The sequence below is a fragment of the Amycolatopsis roodepoortensis genome (genome assembly GCF_024628825.1).
Classification (GTDB): Bacteria; Actinomycetota; Actinomycetes; order Mycobacteriales; family Pseudonocardiaceae; genus Amycolatopsis; species Amycolatopsis roodepoortensis.
Map to the genome: position 1 here is coordinate 9,430,346 of NZ_CP102415.1, position 22,467 is coordinate 9,452,812.

Here is a 22,467-nt window from a genome sequence, read left to right on the forward strand (position 1 = left end):
GCCTCCAGATCAGCGCATGAACAGGCCGCCGTTGGCGTCCCAGCAGGCGCCGGTGACGGAGGCGGCTTCGGGGGAGGCGAGCAACGCCACCATTTCGGCGATGAACGTCATACTGCCCAGCCGCCCCACCGGGATCCCGGCTGTCAGCCGGTCGAGGTTCTCCTCGCCGACGAGCCGGTGGACCATGGGGCTGTCCTGCGGGCCGGGGGAGACCGCGTTCACGGTGACGCCCCTGGCGGCGAGCTCGCGGGCGAACACCTTGGTCGCCGTCAGGACCGCGCCTTTGGACGACGCGTAGTGCCCGCCGGTCGTGGTGCCGCCGTTCTGTCCCGCCAGGGAGGCCATGTTGACGATCCGGCCGTACCCGGCCTCGGCCATATGCGCGCCGAAAAGCTGGCAGGCGTGGAAGGTGCCGTTGAAGTTCACCGCCATCACCTCGTCGAGCTCCTGCGGCGTGATCTCCAGCAACGGCCGCGCCTGGGTGCGGGCGGCGTTGTTGACCAGAACTTCGACGCTGCCGAAGTCACCGAGCACCGACGCGAGCAGCTGGTCGATGTCCGGACGGCTGGCGACGTCGACGCGGTAGCTCTGGGCGTGTGCCCCGGTCCGGTCCAGTTCGGTCGCGAGGCGTTTCGCGGCCGCCTCGTCGAGGTCGGCGATCGCCACCCGATGGCCACCGCTGTGCAGACGCCGCGCGATCCGCTCGCCCAGCCCGGTCGCCCCGCCGGTGACCACGGCGACCGGCGCGGTGGCGCTCACAGCAGGAATCCCGCGGCGGGAACAGCTTCGTCGGCGTTGACCAACCGGACGACCTTGCGGGCGAAGCGATCCTCGTCGCCACCTGCGCCGAGGCGGACGACGTAGTCGACGTCCGCGGCCCACAAGTCGTGGCGGCCCCGTTTGTACGCGACGATGATCTGGGCGGCCTTGAGCGTAACCGACCGGTCGTCGACGTCGGCGGGGATGAAACGCGAGACGGTCCGCACGGTGATCGCCGAGTCGACCGCGGCGAGCGCGTAACCCTCGGTCATCCGCCGCACCCGCAGCCCGCGCATCCGGGCGTCGTCGTGGACCATGTTGAGGACGTCGTCGAAGTCCTCGGCGTCACGGTCGATCGGGATGATGTACATCCCGTCGTCGGCGTAAAGCCGTTGCCAGGCCTCGTAATCCTTGGCGTCCAGCAACGCGGCCTCGCGCCACGCCAGCTCGATCGCGCGGACCACCCGCGGATCGGTGAGGGTCTCAGTCATCGCTCATCATCCGCTTCCATTGGGCGTACGCCGCCCGCATCCCGGTCTCGTCGGTGACGTGGCTGGTCGGCCAGCCCTCGGGGGAGGGCTTTTCGCGGCCGAGACCGCGGTTGACCATGATCGGCATCTCGGGCGCGCCCTGGGCGCCGCGCTGGACCCGGTCCCAGCCTTCGGAGTCGTCCGGCGTGCCGAAACCGAACGGACCCTGGAAATGTTCGTGGGCGCGCAACCGCTCCCGGTTGACCGGGCCGACGATCTCGGGCGGGCCGTCACTGCCGAGCGCGACGTGCTCGATGACGGTCTCGTCGACACTGATCGGCCGCAGTACCCGGAAGAACGAGATCGACATCGACACGTTGGGGAACAGGTTGAGGTTGAACCCGGTGCCGTGCACGGCACGGACGAGCCTCCGGACTTCGGTTTCGTCCGCTCCGGCGGCTTCCAGCCGGGCGACCAGTCCGTCGAACCGAGGCTGGAGCGGCTCGCTGCCGTCGTCCGCCTCCAGATCGGAGTGCTCGGGGACCATCTGCATCACCGAGTGGCCGTTCCCCAGGTCGTGGGTGACCGCCGTCGGATCGATCATGAACGACATCATCTCGGCGGTTTCCGCGTCGACCGAGGCCATCCAGGAGCGGTGCACGATGGGGAAGTGGTACCCGTCGGTGGTGTTCTCCAGCTGGATCTTCCAGTTGCCGCGGTAGGTGAACCGGTGCGTGCCGAGCACCTTCACCGGATAGCCGCCGCCCTGCGCCATGAAGCGGTCGATCCACAGTTTGACGTCGCCGAGGAAATCGGCCAGCGGTTCGGCGTCGGCGTTCAAGGTCGCGAAGATCATCCCGCCGTAGGACTCGGTGCGCAGGGTCTTCAGGCCGAGATCGGCCTTGTCCATGACGCCCTCGTACCCGTCGGGGTACGGGATGCCGCGAAGCTTGCCGTCCAGGCCGTAGGACCAGGCGTGGTACGGACAGGTGAACCCGTTGGCGTGACCGGATTTCTTCTCGCAGAGTGACGCGCCCCGGTGACGGCAGCGGTTCACGAGCGTGCGGATTTCGCCCTTGCGGTCCTTGGTCACGATGACCGGATGACGTCCGACGTGCGTCGATTTGAAGCTGCCCGCCTTGGGCAGCTCCGATTCGTGCGCCACCCAGATCCAGGCCCGCTCGAAGATCTTCGTCATCTCCTGGTCGAAGATCGCCGGGTCGGTGTACATCCGCCCGGCGACCCGGTCGCCGAGGACGAGGTCCGCGGGCGGCAGGTCGTGCACGGTCGCTGCGGTGAATTCTGTCGTCATCGCGATCAACCCCGGTATTCGCGCGGAGTGAGGGCGCGGCCGATACGCGCTTCGATCTTGGCGTACTTCCACAGCTTCCACGGGCTGTCGCCGACCGGCGTGGAGCGCAGGAAGTCGCACGCCTGCTTGACGGTCTCCTGCGAGTCGACGTCGCAGAGCAGATAACACGTCCACGGCCAGCCGTCGGACGGGCCGACCATATGCGAGTCGTCGTCGATGTCGCCGATGAAGTCCACGCCGGGAAGGCCCTTGATGCCGTCCATCAGCGCGACGAAGGCCGTCCAGACGTCGCCGGCGGCGACGCCGCCTTCGGGAAGGTCGAAGAAGTTCTGGTTGATACCGATGCAGAACAGCACGCGCAGCGGGGTATCGCTCATGGTGGTGGTCCAACTCCTCGTCAGTGGTCGGTGGTGGGTCACTGGAAGCCGGGAACGGTGGGCGGATGCCCCATCAGCACGGCACCCGCGGCGTCGTACATGGCCGGCCCCAGGAAGGCGTGCTGCTGGGGGACCAGGGCGTCGCCGAGCAGCCACTGCAGCGGGTGGTCGTTGGCGATGGCGCCGGTCCCGGACAGGCCGATGACCCGGTTGACGGTCTCCGCGGCGGTCTTGGCGAGGTGGGTCGAGGCGAGGCGGAGATGCGCGTTCTGCTCCGGCGTCACGGGGTCGCCATCCAGCACGGTCCGCCACGCCTCGTCGGTGACCTCGTAGAAGTACGCGCGCGCCGAACGCATCGTCGCCTCGGCTTCGGCAAGGCCCGTCCGGTAGTAGGCGCGGTCGGCGAGTTTCGGTGCGCCCGTCACACCCGAACGGCCGCTCCCGACCTCGGTCGCGAAGTCGAGCGCCGCGCGAGCGACCCCGGCGCCGACGACCGCGAGCACCTGGGAGGCGTAGGCGAGGGTGGGGTAGCGGTACAGCGGCTCGTCGATCGTGGGTTCACCGCCGCGGATGAACGTCCATTCGCGTGGAACCTCGACCTTGTCGACGACCAGGTCGAAGGAACCGGTGCCCTTCATCCCGACGACGTCCCACTCCTGGATGATCTTGACCTGCTCGGGCCGCAGCAGCGCGGTGCGCGGCTTTCCGGCGGTCGTGTCGTCGCCGGGGATCCCCACGCCGAGGATGTCCGCCCCCATGCAGCCGCTCGCGAACTTCCAGCGGCCGTCGACCAGGAAGCCGGAGGCGGTGGGTTCGGCCCGCTGCACGGGGAAGAGACCGCCGGCGAAGCACACGTCCGGACCGTCGGCGTACAGCTCCGCCTGCGTCTCGACGGGCAGCGCCGCCAGATAGACCAACGCGGAGCCGAAACTGGCCACCCAGCCGGTGGATCCGTCGACGACGGAGATCCGCTCCACGATCCGGAGGAATTCGGCGGGCGGAAGAGGCGCACCGCCGAACCGTTCGGGTGTCGCGGAGCGGTAGACGCCCGCTTCCTTGAGCCGGGTGACGAAGTCGCGGGGCACGTACCGCTGGTCGCGGAACTCCTGACGGCGCTCGAGGAGTTCGGCCAGGACATCCTCGAGCGTCGTGGCCGGGCTCTCCTGGATCTGGGCCATCTGGCGCTCCTCGCGTCGTAGGGAAGATGTCTCCGACGCTAGGGATCACCGGCGCGCGTGGCCATTGGTCATTGCCTGCCGACGGCGGGGGATTCCCACGCAGGGCGGTAGGGGAAATCCTTACCGGAGGGCCCGGCGGCGAACTCCTATGCTGAGGCCGTGGACGTCGATCCGATCGCGCCCGAGCTGGCCACCGGCGACTTCGTGGCGATGATGAACGCCTCGAAGGTGTGCGTGCTCGTCCACGACGCGGCGACCAAGAACATCCTGTGGGCCAATCCCGCCGCGTGCGAGATGCTCGAATTCAGCCTTTCGGAGCTGCGCCCGCTCAAGGCCGACCACATGAGCAGTTCCGCGCAGCAGTACGACCGGGTCATCGGGCGGGCCTGGCTCCAGGCCGCGGTGGAACACGGTTCGAGCCGCATCGTGTGGCATTACCGGAGTAAATCCGGCCGCGTGATCCCCACCGACGCGGTGGCCATCCGGGTCGAACTGGAGCGGGGACCCGCGGTGATGGTCCAGTTCCGCGACATCCAGCGCGCGGAGGAGGTCGAGCGGGAGCTGAAGCTGACGACGTCGTACGTCGACGCGCTGGCGCGGCACACCTCGACCGTGGCGTTCATGCTCGACGCCGCCGGAGCGGTGCGGTTCGCCACGGACAGCGCGCTGACCTTCCTCGGCCTGACCGGCGACGACGATCGGCTGGCCGGGGAGCCGCTGACCGCGTACGCGCGGCTGCATCTGGGCGGCAGGCCGGTGCGCTGGACCGAGGTGGTGGCCGGCGCGGATCCGGTCGGGCCGGTGCAGCTGGAGTTGCCGGGGGAGAACGCGACCTGGCTGGAAGGGAGCCTGGAGCGGCTGTCGGAGTCCGAGGTCGACGCGTATCTGATGATCCTGCACGACGTCTCCGAGCGGGTGCGTGGCGAGGCGCGGCGAGAGCTGGAACTGCGGCACGAGAACTATCTGGCCCGCTACAACGCCATGGGGGACATGGCGATGGCGATCGCGCACGAACTCGGCCAGCCGCTGGCCGCCGCCGCGAACTTCATCGCGGGCATCCGCGCGCGTGCCGCCACGATCGCGACCGGCGGTGACGTCCGTGAGCAGATGGGCTACGGCCTGGACAGCGTCGCTCGCCAGATCGACCGGGCGAAGGACATCGTCGGATCACTGCGGTCCTTCGTCGGGCATCTGGAGCAGGTCGAGCAGATGGTCGATCTGAACGAGATCGTCCGGGAATGCCTGTACTTCATCGAGCTGAGCGCCGCGCCGCACGCCGTGGAGGTCCGCGTCCGGCTCGATCCGGCGCCGGTGCTGGTGCGGTGCGAACGCGTCCTCACCGGTCAGGTGGTGATGAACCTGTGCCTCAACGCGATCGACGAGACCGCGGAATGCGAACCGGCGCAACGGCGGATCACGGTGGGCACCCGCGCCAAGGAGGGCGTCGGCGTCCTCACCGTCGACGATCACGGCCGTGGCGTCGCCAGGGATCCCTTCGCCGAGTCTTTCACCAGCAAACCCGGAGGCAGCGGTATCGGGCTGGCGCTGAGCCACCGCATCATCACCCGGCAGCACGGAAGCATCTGGGCCGAGCGGCGCGACGGCGGCGGCTCCCGGTTCGGGTTCGCGCTGCCGCTGGCCACGTAAGGGAAATCCTCAGGCGGCGCGGTGGAACTCGGGATATCGCCGGTTTCGGCCACGGCTCTAGCGTCGAGGTATGCCCGATGAGCTGACCACGACCCAGCGACGGTTTCGCGCGGCGATGGCGAACCTTTCGACGGCTGTCAACATCGTCACCACCGACGGCGTCAGCGGCCGCGCCGGCATCACGGTGAGCGCGGTCTGCTCGGTCACCGACTCACCCCCGACCCTGCTGGTCTGCGTCAACCAGTCCAGCTACACGCACGACATCTTCCGCACCAACGGGCGGATGGCCATCAACGTCCTGGCGCCCCAGCACAAGGACCTCGCCCTGCAGTTCGCCGGTGCGACGGACGTGCCGATGCTCGACCGGTTCCGGTCCGAGGTCTGGGATCACGACCGGTTCCGCATCCCCGTCGTCCGCGACGCGGCCGCCGTCCTGATCGGAGGTGTCGGCGCCGAGTTCACCCAGGGCACGCACACCGTGCTCTTCGTGGAGGTCGAGGACGTCTTCGTCGACGAGGGCGCCGGCGGCCTCGCCTACTTCCGCCGCGAATTCCACCGGATCGCGCCATGAGCGAGCGCACCACGTTGATGTGTTACAACGACAACCACGGGTACGGCTGGCGTCATGTGGACCTGTTCGTGCACGACGCCGAGGGCCGCGAACTGGAGTGGGTCCACTGGCAGGTCCCGGCCGACGGCCCCGACGCCGCCGACGAGGTGACCGCGCGGGTCGAACCCCTGCTGAGGCGCACCTCGGAGTGGCGGCACGGGGTGAGCGCCGGCGGCGTGGACTTCTGGGAAGCGGACGCCGCCTGGGTGGAGCGATGAAGCTCTCGCGCCGGTGGTCGCTGCGGGAACTCGTCCGGGATCTGCGGGAGGGGCGGACCACTCCGGAGGATGCTCACAAGCGCGCGCTGGCCCGGATCGCCGAGACGGAAGCGGATCTGCACGCCTGGGTCGACCGGACGGCCTTCCTGCCGGGTGCGGGCGTGCCACTCGGGGTCAAGGACATCATCGATCTGGCGGGCGTGCCCACCCGGTGCGGTTCGGCGCTGCGCGCGGAAGCCGCTCCGGCGGCCTCGGACGCGGCGATCGTGACCGCCTGGCGCGCGGCCGGCGCCGTGCCGCTCGGGAAGACGGTCACCACCGAGTTCGCGTTCTTCGCCCCCGGCCCGACCCATAATCCCGCGGCTCCCGGCCATACCCCGGGCGGTTCGTCGAGCGGATCGGCCGCCGCCGTCGCGTCCGGGCAGGTCCCGCTGGCGCTGGGCTCGCAGACCGCCGGATCGGTCACCAGACCGGCGTCGTACTGCGGGGTCGCGTCGCTGGTCATGAGCCGTGGCCGATATCCGGTCACCGGTGTGACGGGGCTGAGCCCCAGCCTGGACAGTCACGGCGTCTTCGCGGCCACTGCCTCCGACCTCGCGATCGCCTGGTCGGCGCTGACCGCCGATCCCGATCCGGAACCGCGGCCGCCGCGGATCCTGGTGTGGTCCGCCGACGCGCTCGACGTCGTCGAAGCGCCGATGCGGCACGCCGTGACACAAGCGGCGAAGCGGCTGCGGGAGGCAGGGGCGACCGTTTCGGCTTTCCTCGATGAACGGCTGATGGCCGAGCTCACGGCCGCCCATCCCGTGGTGATGGCCTACGAAGCGGCCCGCGAACGGGCTGCCGAGCTCGCCTCGGCCGACCGGTTGAGCGCTCCCTTGGCGCAGTTGCTGCGGACCGGCGCCGCGACCTCGACCGACGAGTACGAAAGCGCCCGCGCGACCATCGCCGACGGCGCGATCCGGCTCGCGGAGGTGTTCGGCTCGTACGACGTCGTGCTCGGCCCGGCCGCGCCCGGCGCGGCGCCACGAGGACTGGACGCGACCGGGAATCCCGTGCTGAGCCGGGGCTGGCAGGCGCTCGGCCTGCCGGTAGTCGCGCTGCCCGGGTTCACCGACGCGGCGGGGCTGCCGCTCGGGCTTCAACTCGTCGGCCGCCATGGCGGGGATGCCGAACTGCTCGGACACGCGTGCTGGGTGGAACGGGTGCTCGCCGGGCCGTCATCTGGGGAGTGAGGGGCCTCTTGGAGTGCCCGCGAGGTGTTGCGAAAGTGGCTTTCGCGCCATGGCCTCCGACCGTGCGCGTCCGCCCCTTGGCTTACCCTTCGACCAGGAGGAGCTCCGCATGACCACCACTGAGTCCGCGCCCGGCGGCGAGACGTCGCCGGTGGTCTACATCGTCGACGACGACGAGGCCATCCGCCAATCCCTGGTGTTCCTGCTGGAGAGCGTCGGTATCCAGGCGCTCGTCTACCCGGACGGGCCGACGTTCCTGGAGGAGTTCGACCCCGACGAGCCGAGCGTGCTGATCATCGACGTCCGGATGCCCGGGCTCAGCGGGCTGCAACTGCAGGAGAAGCTCGTCGCGCGCGAATTCCCGGCCCCGGTGATCTTCTGCTCCGCGCACGGCGACATCCCGATGTCGGTGCGTGCGCTGCGGCTGGGCGCCGTGGACTTCCTCGAGAAGCCGTACGAGCCGCAGCGGATGCTGGAAGTCGTCCAGGCGCAGCTGGTGGTCGCGTCGGAACGGTTCTCGGCGGCGGCTTGCCGCAAAGCCGTCGCCGAGCGGATCGCGACCCTGACCCCGCGGGAGCGGGAGGTGCTCCGGCTGGTGATCGACGGCCTGCCCAGCCAGCTGATCGCGCGGCAGCTGGGCACGAGCGTGAAGACCGTCGACGTGCACCGGGCCCGGATCAAGGCCAAGACCGAATCGGACAGCCTCGGCACCCTGGTGCGCGATGTCCTGCAGCACCAGGTCACCGTCTAGGCACAGGGGTCTTCTTGCCCGCCGAAGTACATGAAGGCCCCCTTCCTATACCTAGACGCAAGAAAGGGGGCCTTCATGTACTCGGGAAGGTGTGAAGGTCGAGTTTCCTCGGCTGAGCCGAGGGAAGGGGGCCTTCACGCGCAGCCGCTGTGACTGCTGATGCACAGGGGGCGATTGCGGAGTCCGTGAAGGCCCCTTGAGGGACTTTGGGTTCCTCAAGGGGCCTTCACGGACTAGGCCTGGCATCAGCACCGGCGATGTCGTGTGACCGGATGGACGCCACACGTGTCTGGACGGACGACACACGTATCCGGCGGACGACACGACGCGCGGCCAGGCTCCGCCACGAGTCGTCCGTCCAATCACGCGTGTCGTCCATCCCCACACGTGTGGCGTCCGTCCAGTCACACCGTCCTCACTCACGAGCCCCCGGCGCCATCAGCACCGACGACGCCGGGAAGTCAGAGGCGAAACCCCCGGGCAGCGGAGCGATGAAGACGTTCTCGGTCCGCGTGCGGCTGATGAGCCAGCGGCCGTCCTGGCGCCGGAACGCGTTGTTGAGCCTGCTGGAGCGCAGCAGGCCGGTGCCGTCGGCGTACAGCCACGGCTGGACGTGGATCCATTGCCCCTCGGCCCGGTCGCCGTCGACGTGGATCTGCTCGGACGTCAGGTAGTGGGCGTTGAGGACCAGGGCCGGATCCCGCTTCTCGCCCCAGAACCGTTCGAAATGCGCCCGGATCCGGTCCTTGCCGACCGCGCGGCCGAACTGCCCGTCGTAGTACTCGCCGACGCCCTCCCACACGGCGTCCTCCGTGTACAGCCCGAGGATCAGCTCGATGCGGTGGTCGTCGCCGGTGACGCCGTACTCCGGGCAGGGGGTGTCGCAGAGGAACATGTAGCGAGCCTGGATCCGGCGGATCTCGGCCTCGGCCTCCAGCACCTCGACGCGGTGACGCAGTTCGGCGAGTTCGTCCTTCATCGGCGGGTCCTCACTGGTGCGGTTTCGGGGAGGGCCAGCAGGCAGACGACGGTCAGCGCCATCCCGCCGGCGAGGTAGTAGCCGACCGACGTCGAGGAGCCGGTCCATTCGATGAGCCGGTTCGCCATCGACGGCGCGAGGCCACCGCCGAGCACCGCGCCGAGCTGGTAGGCCAGCCCGGCGCCGGACTGCCGTTGTTCGGGCGTGAACAGCTCCGTCAGGTAGGTGATCAGCGGGCCGAACAGGAAGCCGGTGAGGGCGAAACCGACGGCGATGGCGAGCGCCCACGCGGTCAGCGTGCCGATCCGCGCGATCGGGAACAGCAGGAACATGTAGGCCAGTACCGCGACGGCCGACGCGAGCATCACGGGTTTGCGGCCCAGTTTGTCGGAGAGCCGGGCGCCGATCACGACCGTGACCGCGTGGAGCGCGAGGCCGGGCAGGGTGCCCCACAGCACGTCCTGGATGTCGAGGCCGAGGCCCTTCGGCGCGGGACCGGCGGCGTAGGAGAGCATGAACCCGGCCAGGACGAACATGACGCCGTTGAGCCCGGTGTTCGCGCCCGCGGCGAGCAGCAGTTTGCCCCAGTTGTCCCGGATGACGTTCCAGATCGGCAGCTTGACGATCTTCTTGTCCAGTTTGCTGGCCGCGAGCTCGTGGAACACGGGCGATTCCTCGAGGGCACGCCGCGCCCAGACACCGATGGCCAGGACGACCGCGCCCGCGATGAACGGGATCCGCCAGCCCCAGCTGGTGATCACCCCCTGCGGCAAGTAGAAGATCAGCACGAAGGCCAGGTTCGCCAGCAGCGCCCCCACCGGCGACCCCAAGGCGACGAACGCGCCGAACGCCGCCCGCCGTGACGGTGGCGCGTGCTCCACGGCGAGCACCGAAGCGCCGCCCAGTTCCCCGCCTCGGGAGAACCCGTGCACCAGGCGCAACAGGACGAGCAGCAACGGCGCGGCGACCCCCATCGTGGCGTAGCCGGGCAGGAGTCCCATCAGGACGGTGGCCGCGCCCATGAGGTAGAAGGTGATGAGCATGGCGCGGCGGCGGCCGTAGCGGTCGCCCACCCAGCCCATCACGATCGCGCCCAGCGGCGCGACGACGTAGCCGATCGTGTAGGTCGCCAGGCTCATGAACGAGGCGAACCAGGGATCGGTGTCGCCGGAGAAGAACACCTTCGGGAAGACCAGCGCGGAGGCGACCGTGTAGATCGAGAAGTCGAAGAACTCCAGCGAGGTTCCGGCGCCCGCGCCGATCGCGAGCCTGCGGGTCTGGGCGGAGGTGGTCTTGGATGGAGCGGTGGATGCTGTCATGCGCTCTTCCTTGAACGTGACGGGACGGTCGACGTTGCGCCCCTCCCCGGCAACGTTCGTCCCAACGTAGGAAGCTCCGCGTGCCCCGCCTATTGGAGGAACCCGCTGCCGGACTGAAGGATTTCCCTACCGAGTCCCCGACCCCGAGGAGGTCCGCGCGTGAGCGCGATCAACGATCTGCCCGCCACCACCCAGGCCCGGATGCTCGCCTCCGGCGAGTTGTCGGCGAGGGAACTGCTCGACGCCACGCTCGACCGCGTGGCGAAGCTGAACCCGAAGCTGAACGCCGTGGTCAGCATCGACGAGGAGAGCGCGCGGGCCGCCGCCGCGGCCGCCGACGAAGCGCACGCGGCCGGGCGGTCGCTCGGGCCCCTGCACGGGCTCCCGCTCGCCGTGAAGGATCTCCACGCGACCGCCGGCATGCGCACCACCTACGGCTCGCCCGCGTTCGAGGACAACGTGCCCGACGCGGACGAGCTTGTCGTCGCCCGGATGCGGGCGGCGGGGGCGATCGTCTTCGGCAAGACGAACGTTCCCGAGTTCGGCGCGGGTTCGCACACCTTCAACCCGGTGTTCGGCCTGACCCGCAATCCTTACGCGCCGGACCGCTCCGCGGGCGGTTCGAGCGGAGGCGCCGCCGCCGCGCTCGCGGCGGGGCTGACGTCGCTGGCCGACGGCAGCGACATGGGCGGATCGCTGCGGAATCCGGCCTCGTTCTGCAACGTCGTCGGCCACCGGCCGAGTCCGGGACGAGTCCCCGCGTGGCCGGCGAAAGACGCCTGGTTCACCCTCGGTGTTCAAGGTCCGATGGGGCGCACGGTCGCCGACACGGCCCTGCTGCTGTCCGTCCAGGCGGGACCGGACGAGCGCGCGCCGCTGTCGCTGCCCGAATCCGGTGCCGTGTTCGCCGCCGGGTTGCCGACGCGGCTGGACGGCTTCCGCATCGCGGTCTCACCCGATCTGGACGGCCGGGTACCTGTCGACGCGGAGGTCGCGGCGATCGTGGAAGCCCAGGTGGACGTGTTGCGCGGCCTCGGTGCCGAAGTCGTCTCCGGCTGTCCCGACCTGACCGGAGCCGAGGAGGTCTTCCAGACCTTCCGGGCCCTGTACTACGCGCAGGGGGTCGGTGACCTCATCGACGCCGAACCGGACAAGGTCAAGCAGGCCATCCGCTGGAACGTCGCGAAAGGACGCGCGCTCACCGGCGCCGACGTCGCGACGGCCATCCGGCTGCGCACCGAACTCTTCCACCGTGTCCGCGCCTATTTCTCCACTGTGGACGCCGTCGTTCTTCCCGCCAGCCAGGCACTTCCGTTCGACGCGGAACTGGAGTACCCGAAAACGGTGGGCGGGTCCGAGGTGGAGGACTACCTGCACTGGATGCGGGCGGCCTACCTGATCTCCGCCACGGAATGCCCGGCGACCGCCGTCCCGGCCGGCTTCACCGCCGAAGGACTGCCGGTCGGTGTCCAGGTGGTCACGGCACACCACGCCGACCTGCGCGCTCTCGGAATCGCGCACGCGCTGGAGAAAGCCGGTGGTCACACCGCCCGCAGGCCGGGGTGACCGGCGTCATGGTGGTGCCAGCGCTACCACGAGTCTTCCCTCACGCGGGATCGATCCGGACCCTCGCCGGCCGTAGGTTTCCTCGAGAGAGATCACCACCGGTTAAGGGGAAATGATGAATTCAGGGGGCACACGCGCCTTGACGCTGGAATCCGTGAGCAAGGTCTACGGATCCGGCGACGGCGCGGTCACGGCCTTGAACGGGGTGACCGTCGAGGTGCGCAAGGGCTCGTTCACCGCGGTGATGGGACCGTCGGGATCGGGCAAGAGCACCTTCCTGCACTGCGCGGCGGGGCTGGACAAGCCGAGTTCCGGCCGGGTGCTGCTGGGGGACACGGAACTGAACAGGCTGCGCGAGAAAGCGCTCACCGAGCTGCGGCGGACCCGGATCGGGTTCATCTTCCAGGCCTACAACCTGTTGCCGTCGTTGAACGTGCTGCAGAACATCACGCTGCCGACGCGGCTGGCCGGGAAGAAGCCGGATCCGCGGTGGCTGCGCGAGATCGTCGAGGGAGTCGGGATCGCGAAGCGGCTCGAACACCGTCCGTCGGAGCTCTCCGGCGGTCAGCAGCAGCGGGTCGCGATCGCCCGCGCGCTGATCACCCGGCCCGAAGTCGTCCTCGCCGACGAACCGACCGGGGCACTGGACACGCGCACCGCGCGCCAGGTCCTCGACCTGCTTCGCTCCATTGTGGACGGTATGGGGCAGACCGTGCTGATGGTCACCCACGATCCGGTCGCGGCTTCGGCCGCGCACGGCGTGCTGTTCCTCGCCGACGGCAAGCTGGCGGGCCATCTCCCGCAGCCGACTCCCGAACGGGTCGCCGAGCGCATGACCCACCTCGGGGAGTGGTGACGTCATGTGGGATTTGGCTTGGCAGACGACGAAGACCCGCTTGAGCGGTTTCGTCGGCGCGTTCGTCGCGATCCTCTGCGGGACGGCGCTGGTCGCCGGTTGCGGCATCCTGATGGAGTCCGGTCTGCGCGCGGGTGTCCCGACACAGCGGTACGCGGACGCGGCGGTCGTCGTCGGCGGTCAGCAGAAGGTCGACCCGCCGGGCGCCGGTCCGCTCGAGACCCAGCAGGTCGCCGAGCAGGCTTCGGTGCCGGTGAGCCTCGCCGGGGTGATCTCCGCGGTGCCGGGGGTCCGCGGCGTGGTGGCGGAGCAGAGCTTCCCGGCGACCGTGGTGACGGCCGACGGCCGGACGCTGAGCGGTCCGAAAGGCGGGCAGTCGCTGGGGCACAACTGGGACGCCGCGGTGCTGGCGCCGTTCTCGCTGCGTGAAGGCCGGGCACCCGCGGGTGCCGACGAGGTCGTCCTGGACGCGGACCTGGCGTCGCGCAGCGGAGTGTCGGCTGGCCAGCGGGTGAAGATCGCCGTCCGCTCGACGCCGGTGGAGTTCCGCGTCTCCGGTATCGCCGCGCCGAAGTCGGGTGACGGCCTCGCCCGGCAATCCGCGGTGTTCTTCTCTCCGGAGAGGGCCGCCGAACTCGCCGGGACACCCGGACAGGCGCACGCGATCGGTGTGCTGGCGGACCCTGGAGTCACGTCGGGGGACCTCGCCGACCGGATCCGGGCAGCGGTCGGCACCGACAAGGTGACGGTGACGACCGGGGTCGAGCGCAGCACGGTCGAGTTCCTCGACGTCAGCCAGACCCGGATGCTGCTGATGGCGCTCGCGGGTTCGTTCGGCGGTTTCGCGCTCCTCATCGCGGTGTTCGTCGTGGCCAGCACGCTGGCGCTGGTCATCAACCAGCGACGCCGGGAGTTCGCGCTGCTGCGGGCGATCGCGGCGACCCCGCAGCAGATCCGCAAGCTCATCGGCGCCGAGACGATGATCGTCGCGGTGGTGGCCGGAGTACTGGGCAGCGGACTCGGTGTGGCCGTGGGATTCGGGCTGAGGAACGCGTTCGGGGCCATCGGCGTGATCCCGCCGGACTTCGAACTGGCGATCAGCCCGATCCCGCTCGTCGCCGCGCTGGCGCTCGGCCTCGGCACGGCCCGCCTGGCCGCCTGGTCGGCTTCGCGGCGCCCGTCGTCGATCCGCCCGGTGGAGGCGCTCGGCGAGGCCGCGGTGGAGCGTCGTGAACTCGGGCGCGTGCGCGTCCTCATCGGCTGCGCGCTGGTGGTGGCCGGTCTCGGCGGATCGATGGTCCCGATGTTCCTCAGCGGTGACGCGGGGCTCGCGGCTTCGGGAAGTTCGTCGCTGGTCATCGTGATCGGGCTCGCCGTGGTCGGCCCGAAGGTGGTCGCGGTGATGACGCGGCTGATCGCGCCGGTGCTCAACCGGACGTCGCGGATCAGCGGCTACCTGGCCGCGGCGAACAACCAGGCCAACTCGCGCCGTCTCGCCGCCGCGGTGACGCCGGTGATGCTGGCGGTCTCGTTCGCGCTGACGATGTTCTACGGCCAGACCTCCGCGGCCGCCGCGCGCCAGGAAGAGACCGTCGAGTCGACGACCGCGGACCACGTGCTCGCCAGTGCCACGGGCGGGCTCTCGCCGGAGGTCGCCGAGGCGGCACGGCGGATCCCCGGCGTCGCGGCCGCGACCCCGGTCGTCCGCACCGAGGTGATCAACACGGTGCGGGAACAGGACAGCCTGCGCGTCGAGCGGTACGCGGCGCAGGGACTGGACGGCGCGCAGATCCGCGGGAACCTCGAACTGGGCGTCGTGTCGGGCAAGATCACCGACCTGACCGGGAACACCGTCGCGATGAGCGAATCGGAGGCAGGCTGGTACGAGAAGAAGGTCGGCGACGAGGTCGAGTTCTTCTTCGGTGACGGCGCCCCGGCCAAACTGCGGCTGGTCGCCACCTACACCCGCGACCAGGCGTTCGGCCGCTACGTGCTGCCCGCGGACCTCGCCAGGGCGCACACCGGGGACCGGATGGACGACGCGGTGCTGGTGCGGCAGCAGCCCGACGCGGACGCCGCAACCGTCACCGCCGCGCTGAAAGATCTCGCGACCCGCTACCCGGGATTGGCCGTGACACCGGGATCGGCGGTGGCCGCTCCCGCGGGCGGGCAGCAGCAGGCCCAGTTCTACGTGAACCTGGTCGCGGTCGGCGTGATCCTCGGCTACGTCGTCATCTCCGTGGCGAACACGCTGGTGATGAGCACGGCGCAGCGCTCCCGGGAGTTCGCGCTCCTGCGCCTGGTCGGCACGTCGAAACGCCAGGTGGTGCGGATGATGCGCTTCGAAGCGCTGACGACCGCCGGTGTCGCGGCGCTGCTGGGGACCGTGGTCGCCGGGGTTCCGCTGGTACTGCTCAACCTCGGTCTGCGCGGCACGCCGCTCCCGTCCGGCACGATCACCGTCTTCGGCGGTGTCATCGCCGGGGCGATCCTGCTCGGTGTCCTGTCGCTCGGCCTCGCCACCCGCGTGGCCTTGCGGTCGAAGCCGATCGAGGCGATCGGTCTCCGCGAGTAGCGCGTCCCCGTCGTCCGGTCAGCCCTCCGCGGCGGGCCGGACGGCGGGGATCTTCCCGCCGCGGAAGGCATCCACGAACAGCCGGTGGTCGTTCCGTGACTGCTCGGCGTAGGCCATCCCGAACTCGGTCAGCGTGCGGACGAACTCCTCCTCGCGGTCGCCGATCACCGCGGCGATGGCCGCTTCGCTCTGGAAATCGACGAGGGTCTGCTCGGAGTCCGAATCGGACACACAGTGCATCTTCGCGGTGGCCCGGCCGAGGTAGTCGAGGACCGGCCCCATCTCCGACGGTTCGGTCAGATCCGACCAGTCCAGGTCGTCGACGTAGGGCGAGAGCTCCGAGACGACGAACCCGGTCCCGTCGATCTCCGTGTATCCCAGCCAGGGATCCGCGTGCGCCTGCAACGCGCGCTGGGAGACGGCGGTGCGGTGCCCCTCGTTGGTGAAGTAGCCACGGATGCTCTCCTCGGACACGATCCGGCTCGGCGCCGCGACGTTGCCTTGTTTCATCGAGAGGACGACGTCGTTCTCCAACGCCTGGGTGCGGCCTTCGACGAGGATGTTGTACGCGGGCAGCCCGGCCGAACCGATACCGAATCCCGTCCGGCCGACGATGTCCTTGACCCGGTAGGTGATGCTGCCGAACCGCTTGTTCTCCGGAATGGTGTCCAAATAGGACTCGAAGGCCTTGGCCGCGATCTCGTGCTCGGCCTTGTCCAGTACCCGGACGCCCGGCCCGTGCCGGAACCTGCGGTCGTAATCCTCCACGGTGGTCAGCTCGTCGAGCAGGTCGATCCGCGTCTTGAGCCGGGCCCTCAGCAGGACCTGGTGGAGCGCGCCCTCGGTGCTGTCCAGCTGGAGGCGGACGAGTTCGTCGCCGGGACGCTCGGCGTACTCGCGGACCTGCTTGACGTAGGCGCGCAGGTAGGTGCCGATCAGCGTCTCGATGTCGTCGTCGGAGATCGCCTTGCTCCACGCCAGCAACGCGACACTGGCGGCGAGTCGTTTGAGGTCCCAGGTGAAGCAGCCGAGGTACGCCTCGTCGAAGTCGTTGACGTCGAACACCAGCGTCCCCGAAGAATCCATGTAACTGCCGAAGTTCTCGGCGTGCAGGTCGCCCTGGATCCACACGCGACTCGTCTCCGCGTTCGCCCACGGGTCGTCCTCGTGCGCCATGTCCGCGTAGAACAGGCACGCCGAACCGCGGTAGAAGGCGAACGGCGCGGCGGCCATCTTGCGGAACTTGCGGCGGAACGCGTCGGCGTCCGCGCGCATGAGGTCCTCGAAGGCGTCCACCAGCACTTCGACGATCCGCGCTTGACGGTCGTCCTCGCCGCCCTCGCGAATCAGTTCGATCACACCTGCCATCACGACCTCCAGACGTCGTTCACGGTGCCACAGGTCGGGCGGGCGGGCAGATCAGATCTTGCGGAAGCGCGCGTCCAGCAGCGCGAAGGCGCCGAACGCGGCGATACCGGCCGCGAGCGCGAGGAGCATCGGGCCGCCGTACGGCTGGGCCGACAGCGTCTTCAGCGCGGCGTCGAGGCCGCTCGCCTTGGCCGGATCGAAGGTGACCGCGGCGACGACCGTCAGCACGCCGATGGTGCCGTACGCGGCGGAGAGCGCGATCCAGCCGATCTGCCCGAGCCGGATCGTCGTGGTCCGGGTCTGGCTGGAGGCGCCGCCGAAGTCGAGCTCCCGCACGAACGTCTTCCGGAATCCGCGCTGGGCGAGGAACACCGCCACCGCGACCACGGCGATCCCGGCGGCGGTGACCAGGACCGGCCCGTACGACTCCGCGAGGATCCCGGCGACGAGGGAACCTTGCCCGTCGTCGGCGCCCGCGGTGGCGAGCTTCACCGCGCTGTAGGACACGAGGCCGTACAGCACGACCTCGATGGCGCTGACGATCCGGCGCACGGTCCGCCGCCGCGCCTTGACGTGCCGGTGTCCGGTGATCGCCTCGCTGAGCTGCCACAACGCCAGGACGGCGAGACCGCCCGCGATCAGCCACAGCAACCACGCGCCGCCCTCGGCGACGACCATCTGCAGTGCGCCCGCCTTGTCCGCCTTCGCCTTGTCGCCGAGCGCGACCTGCGCCGCGAGCCAGGCGACGAGCAGGTGCACGATCGCGTAGCAGACGAGCCCGCCTCGGGCGATCAGGCCGAACGTCTTGCTCTCGCGCATCGGCCGATCCTTGTCGAGTGGACGCCCGCCCGCCAGACCCGGCCGGAGCAACGTGCCCGGTTCACCGCAGTTTCGCGAAGGTCTCGGGGAGCCGTGCCGCCAGCCTGCGGGTCGCGAGGGCACCGCCGATCCAGGCGCCCGCCACCGCGTTGACCGAGGCGACCGCGAGCGTCGCCGCCCCGAACCAGGCCGGGAGCGCATCACCGGCGAAGGTCAGCGCCGCGGCCGTCGGCGCGGTCGCCCACAGCTGGATCTGGAACGCCGCGAAGATCCCGGCCGTGTTCTCGCCGGCATCGGTGGCGTTGACGCGCCGGTGCGGGTCGACGCCGGGTGTCGCGCCGAGCACCGACATCACCACCGCGGTACCGCAGCCGACCCCGAGCAGCGCGATCAGCACCGCGAGGATCGGCACGGCGTAGGTGAAGATCCCCGTCACGGCCATCATCGCCGCGGACAGGACGAGGGCGGGCAGTCCGAAGAGGACGGTGATGCCGATCTGGCGGCCGCGGACGTCGGCACGCACCGTCGCCGGGCTCTCGGCCACCACGAGCTGCCACAGCGCGGTGCCGTCCTGGCCGTAGAGGTTCGCGCCGCTGAGCGCCACCGTGAGCGCGACGGCGGCACCGGCGAGCCCGGCGATCTCGGGTACTCCTGCGATCGCGCCGTAGACCGCGATGAACACCCCGAACCAGATGGCCGAACGGACCTCCAGGCTCCGCCAGGGATCTCGCCACCAGGTACGGAGTTCCTTGCCCACGACGGCGCCGAGCGGGCTCGCGGGGAGCAGCCGGGCGCGGGTGAGCACGCGGCTGCCGAGGGGGCGGCGACGGCGTCGCGCGGTGCGGGCGCCGACATGTGGGGTCAGCAACACGATCGCGGCCGTCGCCACGGCGGCCGCCGCACCGGCGAGCAACGCGAGCGAGCCCAGCGCGGGTATCGGCCGTCCCGCGGCCATCTCGCCGACGGCGCGCAGCGGCAGCCCGAACGGCGTCCACTCCAGCGCCGCACGGGCGGGGACGGTACCGAAACCGTCACGCAGGAACGCCGGGATCGACTCCAGTACCGGCCGGACGATGGCCCAGCCCGCCGTCATCGACGACAACAGCAGGCCGTACTGCACCGCGGCGAGCTCCACGCCGAGGTGGGTGCGCATCGCGGCGCCCAGCAACGCGTAAACGGTCCGGGAGAGCGCCACCAGGAACACGACCAGGAGTACCGCGCCCACGACGGCCACGGCGACCGAGGCGATCGCGGTGCCGCCGGTCGCCGTGACGAGGGCGTACGGGATCAACGCCAGCGCCGCGATCGTCGTCACGGCACCGCCGACTCCGGCGAACGCGGACGCCAGCAGCCCGGCGCCGAGCCCGCGCCGCGCGAGCGGCAGCAGGGTGAAGTATTCCGGGCGCAGCATCGCGGCGCCGGAGGTGAGGACGGGGCCGACCAGCCAGCCCGCCGTCCAGAAGGCCAGGACGAGCAGCAGCACGTCGGTGCGGGAGGCCGGTTCCGCGAAGAACACGGCCGCCCAGGTCGCCGCGGCCGCCAGCACTCCGGCGAGCAGGCCGAGCACTCGTTTCCAGCTCGGCGTATGCCGCTGGATCGTGAGTTTCAGCCGGATCAGGTCGCCAACCACGCCAGGTCCTCCGCTCCGACCGAACGCTCGCCGACGAGCCGCACGAACACGTCTTCGAGGGTCGAATCACCGCGCACCTCGGCAAGCGTGCCGCTCGCCACGACACTCCCGTCCGCGATGATCGCCACCCGATCGCACAGGTCCTCGACCAGCGACATCACGTGCGACGAGAGGACGACCGAGCCGCCCGCCGCGACGAACCGCAGCAGCATCGCGCGCAGCACCCGCGCCGAAACCGGGTCGACGGCCTCGAACGGTTCGTCGAGCACGAGCACCCTCGGCGCGTGCAGCAGGGCCGTCGCCAGCCCGATCTTCTTCCGCATCCCGGTCGAGTACTCGATGACGAGCACCCCGCGTTCCTCGGCCTCTTCGAGTTCGAGGATCCGCAGCAGTTCGGCCGCCCGCGACCGGACGACGGCGGCGTCCATGCCCCGGAGGAGCCCCCAGTAGGTCAGCAGTTCGGCGCCGGTCAGGCGTTCGGGCAGGGCGAGGCCGTCGGGCAGGACGCCGAGCATGGCCTTCGCCCTGGCCGGTTCGGCCCAGACGTCGACGCCGTGGACCAGCGCGCTCCCCGAGTCGGGGCGCAGCAACCCGACGGCCATCGCCAGCGAGGTGGTCTTGCCCGCGCCGTTCGGGCCGACCAGCCCGGTCAGCGACCCGGGCGGCACCGTGAGCCCCACGTGGTCGGCGGCGGTCTTCCCGGAAAACGCCTTGGTGAGCCCGTCGAGTCGCAGGGCGGGCGCCGGTTCGCTCAGCATGGGGCCCACCCTGACCGCCGCGGTACGCGCGCCGCTTCGGTCTACGGGACCGATTCGATGGCCGGGTGGCCAGGAAGATCGTGGCCACTTGTCCGGTCTGTCGGTATCTACACTGCGAGGATGGCCGTGACGGTGGACCGCTGGATGCTGCCCGGTGAGCTCGCCCGTGCCGCCGAGCCGGGGGAGTGGTCCGGGACGCGCACGCCGCGCGACTGGGCGGTGGACGTGACGATGTTCGCGGTCGCGGCCCTCGTCTGGTTCCTCGAGTTCCGGTATTTCGTCCTTCCCGGCGTGCTCGGGCTGCCGAGCTGGACGCAGGTGGCCGACGCGGTCCTTGGCGGGATCGTCTGCCTGGCGCTCTGGTGGCGACGGCTGTTCCCGGTGACGGGCGGTGTCCTGGCCGCGACGGCCGGGGCGCTCGCGAACACCGCGGCGGCGGCGATGATCCTGCTGCTGTTCTCCCTCGCCCTGCACCGGGGCTGGAAGCCGGCGGTCCCGATCACGTCGGTGGCGGTGCTGATCAGCGTCCCGTACATCCACGCGTACTTCCCCGGCGTGGCAGCGCAACCCCTGCCCTGGCTGATCAGCCTGGTGCTTGGCGCCGCGCTCGTGGTGACGGCCGGGATCGGCGTGCGCGCCCGCCGTCAGGTCGTGCTGGCGTTGCGGATGCGCGCGGACGCTGAGCGACGGGCGCATAGCCGCGAACTGGAGGAGAGCCGCCTGGCCGAACGCCAGCGGATCGCGCGCGAGATGCACGACGTCCTCGCACACCGGATCTCGCTGCTCGCGGTGCACGCCGGGGCGCTGGAATACCGCACGGCGCAGGCGGAACGCGGTGCCGCGCCGGAACCCACGGCGGCCGAAGTCCGCGACGTCGTGGCGGTCGTGCGGTCCAACGCCAACCAGGCGCTGGACGAACTGCGCGAGGTGCTCGACCTGCTGCGTCAGCGGCCCGACGGCGAGGACGGCCGAGAGGCGCCGCAGCCGACGGTGGCCCGGCTGCCCGCTCTGGTCGACGAAGCCCGCCAGAGCGGACAGCAGGTGCGGGCCGCTTTCGCCGAGGGACTCGGGGAGTTGCGGCCGCAGCTACAGTGCACGATCTACCGCATCGTCCAAGAAGGACTGACGAACGCGCGGAAACACGCCCCCGGCGCGGCCGTCGACGTGCTGGTGAGCGGATCGGCGACGGGGGAGGTGCTGGTGCAGGTGGCCAACGCCGCGCCGATCGGCGTCACCACCAGCGAGATCCCCGGCGCGGGCGCGGGACTGATCGGGCTCGCCGAGCGGATCGCGCTGCACGGCGGGGAGCTGAGCAGGGAGATCAGCGACGGCAAGTTCCGCGTACGGGCCCGGATACCGTGTGTGCCGTGATCAAGGTACTGGTGGTCGACGACGATCCGCTCGTGCGCGGCGGGCTCGGGCTCATGCTGGGCGGAGCGGTCGACGTCGAGGTCGTGGGTGAGGCGGCCGACGGCGCCGACGTCGCTGGCGCCGTGACCCGGCTACGGCCGGACGTCGTGCTGATGGACGTCCGCATGCCGGTGCTCGACGGGATCGCCGCCACCGCCGCGCTCGCCGGGCGGACGGGCGAGCACGCACCCGCCGTGGTCATCCTGACGACCTTCGACGCCGACGAGACCGTGCTCGCGGCCTTACGGGCGGGCGCGGCGGGGTTCCTGCTGAAGCACACTCCGCCGGAGCAGATCGTCGAGGCGGTCCGGCGCGCGGCGGCCGGGGAACCGGTGCTGTCGCCGGAGGTGACCCGGACCGTGATCGCGATGGCGGCGCGGCGGGGCCCGGATCGCGGAACCGCGAGGGACCGGATGGAGCTGCTGACCGAGCGGGAACGTGACGTCGCGCACGCCGTCGCGGAGGGGCTGAGCAACGCGGAGATCGCCGAACGCCTGCATCTTTCCCGGTCGAGCATCAAGGCGACCGTTTCCAGCGCGCTGACCCGGCTCGACCTGACCAACCGGATCCAGCTCGCGATCGTCGCCCACGAGGCGGGCCGGACTTGATCTCCAGTTCGGTGGAGGGTGA

21 protein-coding genes are annotated in these 22,467 nt (G+C 70.4%); 10 read left to right on the top strand and 11 right to left on the bottom strand.

The window, feature by feature from the left end:
- Positions 1 to 9: 9 nt before the first annotated feature.
- From NQK81_RS44945 to NQK81_RS44965, 5 genes are read right to left on the bottom strand one after another with little or no spacing between them, the layout of a single operon-like run.
- On the bottom strand, positions 10 to 759 hold the full coding sequence (locus NQK81_RS44945) for an SDR family NAD(P)-dependent oxidoreductase (protein WP_257486383.1): 750 nt from the start codon (positions 757 to 759) through the stop codon (positions 10 to 12).
- Positions 756 to 1,250 (bottom strand): aromatic-ring-hydroxylating dioxygenase subunit beta, encoded by a 495-nt coding sequence (locus tag NQK81_RS44950; protein ID WP_257486384.1) that lies wholly within the window; start codon positions 1,248 to 1,250, stop codon positions 756 to 758. Before NQK81_RS44950 ends, NQK81_RS44945 begins: the two co-directional genes overlap by 4 nt.
- Positions 1,243 to 2,541, bottom strand: a complete 1,299-nt coding sequence (locus NQK81_RS44955) for an aromatic ring-hydroxylating oxygenase subunit alpha (protein ID WP_257486385.1) — start codon at positions 2,539 to 2,541, stop codon at positions 1,243 to 1,245. Before NQK81_RS44955 ends, NQK81_RS44950 begins: the two co-directional genes overlap by 8 nt.
- A gap of 5 nt (positions 2,542 to 2,546) precedes the next feature.
- Complete coding sequence (locus NQK81_RS44960; protein WP_125676914.1) at positions 2,547 to 2,918, bottom strand: hypothetical protein; 372 nt, start codon at positions 2,916 to 2,918, stop codon at positions 2,547 to 2,549.
- 38 nt (positions 2,919 to 2,956) lie between these two features.
- Positions 2,957 to 4,096, bottom strand: coding sequence for an acyl-CoA dehydrogenase family protein (locus tag NQK81_RS44965; RefSeq protein ID WP_257486386.1), 1,140 nt, complete (start codon positions 4,094 to 4,096; stop codon positions 2,957 to 2,959).
- Between the two features lie 159 nt (positions 4,097 to 4,255).
- On the opposite strand from NQK81_RS44965, the gene NQK81_RS44970 reads away from it, so the two are divergent.
- The 5 genes from NQK81_RS44970 (at position 4,256) to NQK81_RS44990 (ending at position 8,557) form a co-directional block, all read left to right on the top strand.
- Positions 4,256 to 5,743, top strand: coding sequence for a PAS domain-containing sensor histidine kinase (locus NQK81_RS44970; RefSeq protein ID WP_257486387.1), 1,488 nt, complete (start codon positions 4,256 to 4,258; stop codon positions 5,741 to 5,743).
- Between the two features lie 70 nt (positions 5,744 to 5,813).
- Positions 5,814 to 6,314, top strand: a complete 501-nt coding sequence (locus tag NQK81_RS44975; protein WP_257486388.1) for a flavin reductase — start codon at positions 5,814 to 5,816, stop codon at positions 6,312 to 6,314.
- Complete coding sequence (locus NQK81_RS44980) at positions 6,311 to 6,571, top strand: hypothetical protein (protein ID WP_257486389.1); 261 nt, start codon at positions 6,311 to 6,313, stop codon at positions 6,569 to 6,571. Before NQK81_RS44975 ends, NQK81_RS44980 begins: the two co-directional genes overlap by 4 nt.
- Entirely contained in the window at positions 6,568 to 7,806 is a 1,239-nt protein-coding gene (locus NQK81_RS44985) for an amidase (protein WP_257486390.1), read from the top strand. Before NQK81_RS44980 ends, NQK81_RS44985 begins: the two co-directional genes overlap by 4 nt.
- Positions 7,807 to 7,915: 109 nt before the next feature.
- Entirely contained in the window at positions 7,916 to 8,557 is a 642-nt protein-coding gene (locus NQK81_RS44990) for a response regulator transcription factor (protein ID WP_126735077.1), read from the top strand.
- A gap of 415 nt (positions 8,558 to 8,972) precedes the next feature.
- Here NQK81_RS44990 and NQK81_RS44995 read toward each other — a convergent pair whose 3' ends face one another.
- Complete coding sequence (locus tag NQK81_RS44995; protein ID WP_257486391.1) at positions 8,973 to 9,536, bottom strand: nuclear transport factor 2 family protein; 564 nt, start codon at positions 9,534 to 9,536, stop codon at positions 8,973 to 8,975.
- The gene (locus NQK81_RS45000) at positions 9,533 to 10,855 is read right to left on the bottom strand and encodes an MFS transporter (RefSeq protein ID WP_126735079.1); all 1,323 of its coding nucleotides are present in this window, start codon (positions 10,853 to 10,855) and stop codon (positions 9,533 to 9,535) included. Before NQK81_RS45000 ends, NQK81_RS44995 begins: the two co-directional genes overlap by 4 nt.
- A gap of 159 nt (positions 10,856 to 11,014) precedes the next feature.
- On the opposite strand from NQK81_RS45000, the gene NQK81_RS45005 reads away from it, so the two are divergent.
- The 3 genes from NQK81_RS45005 (at position 11,015) to NQK81_RS45015 (ending at position 15,852) form a co-directional block, all read left to right on the top strand.
- The gene (locus NQK81_RS45005; RefSeq protein WP_257486392.1) at positions 11,015 to 12,421 is read left to right on the top strand and encodes an amidase; all 1,407 of its coding nucleotides are present in this window, start codon (positions 11,015 to 11,017) and stop codon (positions 12,419 to 12,421) included.
- 115 nt (positions 12,422 to 12,536) lie between these two features.
- The gene (locus NQK81_RS45010; protein ID WP_257486393.1) at positions 12,537 to 13,277 is read left to right on the top strand and encodes an ABC transporter ATP-binding protein; all 741 of its coding nucleotides are present in this window, start codon (positions 12,537 to 12,539) and stop codon (positions 13,275 to 13,277) included.
- Positions 13,278 to 13,281: 4 nt separating this feature from the next.
- Positions 13,282 to 15,852 (top strand): FtsX-like permease family protein, encoded by a 2,571-nt coding sequence (locus NQK81_RS45015; RefSeq protein WP_257486394.1) that lies wholly within the window; start codon positions 13,282 to 13,284, stop codon positions 15,850 to 15,852.
- 18 nt (positions 15,853 to 15,870) lie between these two features.
- Here NQK81_RS45015 and NQK81_RS45020 read toward each other — a convergent pair whose 3' ends face one another.
- From NQK81_RS45020 to NQK81_RS45035, 4 genes are all read right to left on the bottom strand, one after another.
- Positions 15,871 to 17,220 carry a DUF2252 domain-containing protein gene (locus NQK81_RS45020; protein ID WP_257486395.1) on the bottom strand — a complete coding sequence of 450 codons (1,350 nt, stop codon included), beginning with the start codon at positions 17,218 to 17,220 and terminating at the stop codon, positions 15,871 to 15,873.
- Positions 17,221 to 17,271: 51 nt separating this feature from the next.
- Positions 17,272 to 18,039 carry a DUF1206 domain-containing protein gene (locus tag NQK81_RS45025; RefSeq protein WP_257486396.1) on the bottom strand — a complete coding sequence of 256 codons (768 nt, stop codon included), beginning with the start codon at positions 18,037 to 18,039 and terminating at the stop codon, positions 17,272 to 17,274.
- A gap of 61 nt (positions 18,040 to 18,100) precedes the next feature.
- Positions 18,101 to 19,669 carry a hypothetical protein gene (locus NQK81_RS45030; protein ID WP_257486397.1) on the bottom strand — a complete coding sequence of 523 codons (1,569 nt, stop codon included), beginning with the start codon at positions 19,667 to 19,669 and terminating at the stop codon, positions 18,101 to 18,103.
- Positions 19,654 to 20,427: an ABC transporter ATP-binding protein gene (locus NQK81_RS45035; RefSeq protein ID WP_257486398.1), complete on the bottom strand. Its 774-nt coding sequence runs from the start codon at positions 20,425 to 20,427 to the stop codon at positions 19,654 to 19,656. Before NQK81_RS45035 ends, NQK81_RS45030 begins: the two co-directional genes overlap by 16 nt.
- Before the next feature lie 120 nt (positions 20,428 to 20,547).
- Here NQK81_RS45035 and NQK81_RS45040 point away from each other — a divergent pair, with 120 nt between their 5' ends.
- Together NQK81_RS45040 and NQK81_RS45045 are read left to right on the top strand one after the other, a co-directional pair.
- On the top strand, positions 20,548 to 21,798 hold the full coding sequence (locus NQK81_RS45040; RefSeq protein WP_257486399.1) for a sensor histidine kinase: 1,251 nt from the start codon (positions 20,548 to 20,550) through the stop codon (positions 21,796 to 21,798).
- Complete coding sequence (locus NQK81_RS45045) at positions 21,795 to 22,445, top strand: response regulator (RefSeq protein ID WP_257486400.1); 651 nt, start codon at positions 21,795 to 21,797, stop codon at positions 22,443 to 22,445. Before NQK81_RS45040 ends, NQK81_RS45045 begins: the two co-directional genes overlap by 4 nt.
- Positions 22,446 to 22,467: the final 22 nt, after the last annotated feature.

Coding starts and splice junctions, on each gene's coding strand:
- NQK81_RS44950 (WP_257486384.1), bottom strand. CDS start 1,250: ATGACTGAGACCCTCACCGATCCGCGGGTGGTCCGCGCGATCGAGCTG.
- NQK81_RS44955 (WP_257486385.1), bottom strand. CDS start 2,541: ATGACGACAGAATTCACCGCAGCGACCGTGCACGACCTGCCGCCCGCG.
- NQK81_RS44960 (WP_125676914.1), bottom strand. CDS start 2,918: ATGAGCGATACCCCGCTGCGCGTGCTGTTCTGCATCGGTATCAACCAG.
- NQK81_RS44965 (WP_257486386.1), bottom strand. CDS start 4,096: ATGGCCCAGATCCAGGAGAGCCCGGCCACGACGCTCGAGGATGTCCTG.
- NQK81_RS44975 (WP_257486388.1), top strand. CDS start 5,814: ATGCCCGATGAGCTGACCACGACCCAGCGACGGTTTCGCGCGGCGATG.
- NQK81_RS44980 (WP_257486389.1), top strand. CDS start 6,311: ATGAGCGAGCGCACCACGTTGATGTGTTACAACGACAACCACGGGTAC.
- NQK81_RS44985 (WP_257486390.1), top strand. CDS start 6,568: ATGAAGCTCTCGCGCCGGTGGTCGCTGCGGGAACTCGTCCGGGATCTG.
- NQK81_RS44990 (WP_126735077.1), top strand. CDS start 7,916: ATGACCACCACTGAGTCCGCGCCCGGCGGCGAGACGTCGCCGGTGGTC.
- NQK81_RS44995 (WP_257486391.1), bottom strand. CDS start 9,536: ATGAAGGACGAACTCGCCGAACTGCGTCACCGCGTCGAGGTGCTGGAG.
- NQK81_RS45000 (WP_126735079.1), bottom strand. CDS start 10,855: ATGACAGCATCCACCGCTCCATCCAAGACCACCTCCGCCCAGACCCGC.
- NQK81_RS45010 (WP_257486393.1), top strand. CDS start 12,537: ATGAATTCAGGGGGCACACGCGCCTTGACGCTGGAATCCGTGAGCAAG.
- NQK81_RS45015 (WP_257486394.1), top strand. CDS start 13,282: ATGTGGGATTTGGCTTGGCAGACGACGAAGACCCGCTTGAGCGGTTTC.
- NQK81_RS45020 (WP_257486395.1), bottom strand. CDS start 17,220: ATGGCAGGTGTGATCGAACTGATTCGCGAGGGCGGCGAGGACGACCGT.
- NQK81_RS45025 (WP_257486396.1), bottom strand. CDS start 18,039: ATGCGCGAGAGCAAGACGTTCGGCCTGATCGCCCGAGGCGGGCTCGTC.
- NQK81_RS45035 (WP_257486398.1), bottom strand. CDS start 20,427: ATGCTGAGCGAACCGGCGCCCGCCCTGCGACTCGACGGGCTCACCAAG.
- NQK81_RS45040 (WP_257486399.1), top strand. CDS start 20,548: ATGGCCGTGACGGTGGACCGCTGGATGCTGCCCGGTGAGCTCGCCCGT.